Here is a 5,083-nt window from a genome sequence, read left to right on the forward strand (position 1 = left end):
AGATGTAGCAGCATCCCAGACATCTTTCCCCGTCCGGCGAGATGACCGTGTAGGCAAAGGAATGGCGAAGGCTGAATTCGCGCTGGTGCCAGCCAAGGTCGATCAGGTTGTCTTCCAGCGTCAGCCCTTCGGGCCATGAACTGCTGTCCCCCATCTGTCCGCGCAACTGGGCCGCACTTGACATGACCGCGTCATAGTCGCGGACAAGATCGTGCACCGTCAGGGGCCGCAGATGGAACCCGACCGTTTCCAGCCGTTCGGGCACGGTGAAATCGGCGGGGATGATCGGACGACGGTACATTTCGGCCTCTCTTGCTGGTCTTGTGCTCAGCCCACGACAAAGTCGAAATGCTTGCGGACGTTCTCTTCGATCTTCCAGGTGCCTTTGAAGTCCTTCTCGACCACGAAAGCATCGCCTGCCTTCACGATGACCGGCGTGCCGCCATCGGGCGTGATCACGATCCGCCCCGCGATCAGTACCACATATTCATAGGCCGTGTAGGTTGCATGATAGCTGCCCACCGTGCATTCCCAGATGCCCGAGACCATGGCCCCGTCTTTCGACGTATGCAGGACCCAGGTCTTCATGGACGGTTTGCCTTCGGTGACGATCCAGCCATCCAGATCGGCGGTTGCGGGTTCGGTCCCCTCGGTCGTGGGCAGGCGGGTGATGGATTGCATGGGCTTTGGTCCTCTTGCGAATGGGATGGCTGCAGGATCGGCGACTGCGTCCGGCTTGTCAGTGCCGGGCGCGACCGCAGCCTGCCCAAACCCGACCTGAAAGGTCAGGGCTGGTCGAAATCGGCCGCGCTGTGCCGCTCGGGCAATTGCTCATGCGGCTCGCCCCAGTTGCGGTTGACCTTGCGGCCCCGGATCACGGCGGGACGGGCGTCGATCGCCGTGGCCCAGGCAAGCACATGCGTATAGCTGGCAACATCCAGAAACTCGCCCGCGCCATACTGGCGGCCCAGCACGAGGTTACCATACCAGGCCCAGATCGCGATGTCGGCAATGGTATAGCTGTCGCCCGCGATGAAGCGGTGCTGGCCAAGCTGGCGGTCCAGCACGTCAAGCTGCCGCTTGGTTTCCATCGCAAAACGGTTGATCGGGTATTCCATCTTCGAGGGCGCATAGGCGTAGAAATGGCCGAACCCGCCGCCAAGGTACGGCGCCGATCCCATCTGCCAGAACAGCCATGACAGGCATTCGGTGCGACCGGCATGATCCTTGGGGATCAGCGCGCCGAATTTCTCGGCCAGATACAGCAGGATCGCGCCGCTTTCGAAAATCCGCTGCGGCGGGGTGACGGAATGATCCATCATCGCCGGGATCTTCGAGTTCGGGTTCACCTCGACAAAGCCGGATCCGAACTGGTCGCCCTTGCCGATGTCGATCAGCCAGGCGTCGTATTCGGCACCCGTGTGACCCAGCGCCAGCAACTCCTCCAGCATCACCGTGACTTTCACGCCGTTCGGCGTGGCCAGCGAATAAAGCTGCAGCGGCTGCGCCCCGACGGGCAGGTCCTTGTCATGCGTCGGCCCTGCGATCGGTCGGTTGATATTGGCAAACTGGCCGCCGTTTTCCTTGTCCCAGGTCCAGACTTTCGGCGGGATATAGGCGCTATCAGACATACGCTTTCCTTTGATGCAAAGGGGCGGCACCGCCGCCCCAGCCAGTCCCTGCTACAGTCCCTGTCCCATCAGATCGACAGGCAGATGTACTTCAATTCCATGTAGTCGTCGATCCCGTGGCGTGATCCTTCGCGGCCCAGGCCCGATTGCTTGACCCCGCCAAACGGTGCCATTTCGTTGGAGATGAGGCCGGTGTTCACGCCCACCATGCCGTATTCCAGCTGTTCCTGAACCCGGGTAATGCGGCCGATATCGCGGGCGTAGAAATAGCTGGCCAGACCAAAGATCGTGTCATTGGCGCGGGCGATCACCTCGGCTTCGGTGTCGAACTTGAACAGCGGCGCCAGCGGGCCAAAGGTTTCCTCCTGGGTCACCTTCATCGTTGAAGTGACGCCGGTCACCACCGTCGGCTCAAAGAACGTGCCACCCAGCGTATGACGCTTGCCGCCGGTCAGGATCTTGCCGCCACCTGCCAGCACGTCGGCGATGTGTTCCTCAACCTTTTCAACCGCATCTTCGTTGATCAGCGGGCCGGTGGTGATGCCCGCCTTCAGCCCGTCACCGATGGACAGCTTGCCGACCGCAACCGTCAGCTTTGCGGCAAAGGCATCATAGACGCCCGCCTGCACATAGATCCGGTTGGCGCAGACGCAGGTCTGGCCGTTGTTGCGGAACTTGGAGATCATCGCGCCTTCAACCGCCGCATCCAGATCGGCGTCGTCAAACACGATGAACGGCGCGTTGCCGCCCAGCTCCATCGAGCATTTCAGCACCTGATCGGCGGCCTGACGCAGCAGGATGCGGCCGACTTCGGTGGAACCGGTGAAGGTCAGTTTGCGGATGGCCGGGTTCTCGCAGAACTCCTTGCCGATGTCGGACGATCGTTTCGAGGTGATGACCGAGAACAACCCCGCCGGAATGCCCGCGCGTTCCGCCAGCACCGCCAGCGCCAGCGCCGAAAGGGGCGTCTCCGCCGCAGGCCGCGCCACGAAACCACAGCCAGCCGCCAGCGCTGGCGCTACCTTGCGCGCGATCATCGCGTTCGGAAAATTCCATGGCGTGATCGAGGCCGCAACGCCGATCGGCTGCTTGATCACCGAAATGCGCTTGTCGCGCAGATGGCCGGGAATGATGTCGCCATAGGTCCGCTTGGCCTCTTCGCCAAACCATTCGATATAGGCCGACCCATAGGCGATCTCGCCCTTGGCTTCGGCCAGCGGCTTGCCCATTTCCGCCGTCAGGATGGCGGCCAGATCGTCCTGATTGGCCATGCACAAATCGAACCACTTGCGCATCACCTGCGCGCGTTCCTTGCCGGTCCGGGCCGCCCATTCGCGGCGGGCAATGTCTGCGGCGGCAATCGCACGGGCAGTTTCAGCGCGGCCAAGGTTGGGCACATGGCAGATCACATCACCGCGCGCCGGGTTGGTAACGGCAAAGGTGGTGCCGTCATCCGCATCGATCCATTGTCCGGCAACGTAGGACTTTGACACCAGAAGGCTGGGGTCTTTCAACAAAGACTGCAGGTCTGTAACGGAATCGAGCATGGTGGCCTCCATTGATCATTGCGCATCAGGTCGCACGGCGCGGGGGGAATTGTCCAGTTCGCTCACGAAAACCCACCGGGGATTTGATCAAATTTCGGCCCGTCTGGGCCGAAATTCAGCTGTTGGCATGCATCCGTTCGATATAGCTGCGCATTTCCTCCGCCTCATGGCGGGCATCGCGCAGGCCTTCCATCGCGGCCCGCAACTCGGCTTCGGTCTGCGCGATGTGGTTCATCAACTCGCCCTCGCGCTGCTCAAGATAGATCAGCGCCTGATCGCGCAACTCCTCGGCCTCGTGCAGGGATTGGGCAAGGCGGTCCATTTCCGCCATGTCACCACCGGCCACACGGGTGAAACGGTGCAACAGCCAATGCGTGAACCAGCCCATCGCAAAGGCGACAAGCAGGATGATGGCCGTGGCGATGACAAATTCGGTGCGGTTCATGGGGTTTCCTCGGCCTCAGCCGGAGTTGGGCGGGGCAGTGGGCGAATGGTTTTTTCGGTGGGTGCTACCGAAGGGCTGGTGTTGTCAGAAAAATCCGGTCCGGTCGCGGCGTCATCTGCCGCAGGCTCGGGTGTTGGTACGGCGGCAACGTCCGCTGTAGCGTCGGCTTGGCCATCCGGCACTGCCGCTGCGGCGGGGGCTGCCGATGCTGCGACGCCCTTCAGCACGAATTCGATCCGGCGGTTGGCTTCGCGCCCGGCATCGGTTTCATTGTCGGCGATCGGTGCGCTTTCGCCATAGCCCAGCGCCGTCATCCCCGAAACGTCGATCCTGCGGCCCTGCAGGGCGATCAGAACCGCCTCAGCCCGCGCCTGGCTCAGCGCCTGATTGCCGCCCTCGGACCCCTGGCTGTCGGTATAGCCGCCAATTTCCATCGTCATCGGCGGGCAATTCACCAAAATAGCGGCCAGCGCATCCAGCACCGGCCGCGCCGCTGTCGCAATCTCGGCAGATGCGGGGGTGAAGGTGATCTTGGTTTCGGCAATCTTGGCGTTGATGTCGGCGGCGCATTCTTCGGGCGTCGGGATCGAGGCCACCGGATCAAGCGCCTCGACATAGCGGACATTGACCTTGAAAATCTCGCCCTGGCCCAGCTTGCTTGACAGGATCTGCGTGATCCTGGACCGCGCTTCCTGCGATCCGGTGACACCGGTCACCTCAACCAGATCGGCCCGCACCAGCAGCGTGCCCTCCTCAAGTTCGGCCAGCGCCTCAAGCCCCGCCAGCACCCGCACCGGCCAGCCATCCGGCAGGTCGGGGTCAAGCCGGGTCGCGGTGTAGACGGCAGTGTTGCCAAACTCGGCGCGGGCAAAGGCATCCACCGCTGACCGCAGCATCGGGTCAGTCAACCGCCCGCGCAATTCCACCTTGCCCTCGGTGGACAGGCTGGCGGTGAATTCGGCCGGGCCCTGATCGGCGGTTTCCTTCTTCTCCAGCGTCGAGGTCAGCGAGAACACATCCGGCAGCCCGGTTTCCATTTCGCCAACCACGCGGTCAAAGGTAGCCTGACTGACGCTCGGGCCGGCCAAAAGCGTGACATCGGCATCCGAAAAGGTCACCGACCCTTCGCCCAGCGTGGCCACTGCCGCAATCGCAGCCGTCACCGCTTCGGCCCAACGCGGCGTGGGCACGCCAAGGCCCACAATGCACAGCGCCGGGCCCGATGCCCCCGCCTTCTCACCGGCAGCCAGAATGGATTTCCGCGCCCGATCAGTGTCGGCAGAACAGCTGTCAAACCGCGCGCCTTCGGCATCGATGATGAAGCGCAGCGTGAACGGCGTGATCACCGGGCGCGGTGCCGAGATGTTCAGAACCAGCACCACATCCTTTGGCGCGATCAAACGCAAGTCCTTCTCCATATTGCGTTTCTGCGCTTCGCTGTCCGAGATCGCGGTGATTTC

The 5,083-nt window shown here is 62.6% G+C and carries 6 protein-coding genes; all 6 read right to left on the reverse strand.

Annotation, left to right across the window (positions count from 1 at the left end; all coding sequences use genetic code 11):
- Nucleotides 1-301: hypothetical protein (locus tag RMO18_RS08720; protein WP_309665282.1), on the reverse strand; the 301-nt coding region annotated here is incomplete at its 3' end.
- A 26-nt stretch (nucleotides 302-327) separates the two neighbouring features.
- Nucleotides 328-681, reverse strand: a complete 354-nt coding sequence (locus RMO18_RS08725; RefSeq protein ID WP_309665283.1) for a cupin domain-containing protein — start codon at nucleotides 679-681, stop codon at nucleotides 328-330.
- A gap of 104 nt (nucleotides 682-785) precedes the next feature.
- Nucleotides 786-1,631, reverse strand: coding sequence for a glutathione-dependent disulfide-bond oxidoreductase (gene yghU / locus RMO18_RS08730; protein WP_309665284.1), 846 nt, complete (start codon nucleotides 1,629-1,631; stop codon nucleotides 786-788).
- A 68-nt stretch (nucleotides 1,632-1,699) separates the two neighbouring features.
- A complete protein-coding gene (locus tag RMO18_RS08735) occupies nucleotides 1,700-3,178 on the reverse strand; it encodes an NAD-dependent succinate-semialdehyde dehydrogenase (RefSeq protein WP_309665285.1) in 1,479 nt (492 codons plus the stop codon).
- A 115-nt stretch (nucleotides 3,179-3,293) separates the two neighbouring features.
- Nucleotides 3,294-3,623: a hypothetical protein gene (locus tag RMO18_RS08740; protein WP_309665287.1), complete on the reverse strand. Its 330-nt coding sequence runs from the start codon at nucleotides 3,621-3,623 to the stop codon at nucleotides 3,294-3,296.
- Nucleotides 3,620-5,083, reverse strand: a 1,464-nt coding sequence (locus RMO18_RS08745; RefSeq protein WP_309665288.1) for an OmpA family protein, incomplete at its 5' end; no start/stop codon positions are given. The genes RMO18_RS08745 and RMO18_RS08740, both read right to left, overlap by 4 nt.

Origin of the sequence: Tabrizicola sp., from assembly GCF_031377265.1 — a bacterium.
GTDB lineage: Bacteria > Pseudomonadota > Alphaproteobacteria > Rhodobacterales > Rhodobacteraceae > JAUYQR01.

Coding starts and splice junctions, on each gene's coding strand:
- RMO18_RS08725 (WP_309665283.1), bottom strand. CDS start 681: ATGCAATCCATCACCCGCCTGCCCACGACCGAGGGGACCGAACCCGCA.
- yghU (WP_309665284.1), bottom strand. CDS start 1,631: ATGTCTGATAGCGCCTATATCCCGCCGAAAGTCTGGACCTGGGACAAG.
- RMO18_RS08735 (WP_309665285.1), bottom strand. CDS start 3,178: ATGCTCGATTCCGTTACAGACCTGCAGTCTTTGTTGAAAGACCCCAGC.
- RMO18_RS08740 (WP_309665287.1), bottom strand. CDS start 3,623: ATGAACCGCACCGAATTTGTCATCGCCACGGCCATCATCCTGCTTGTC.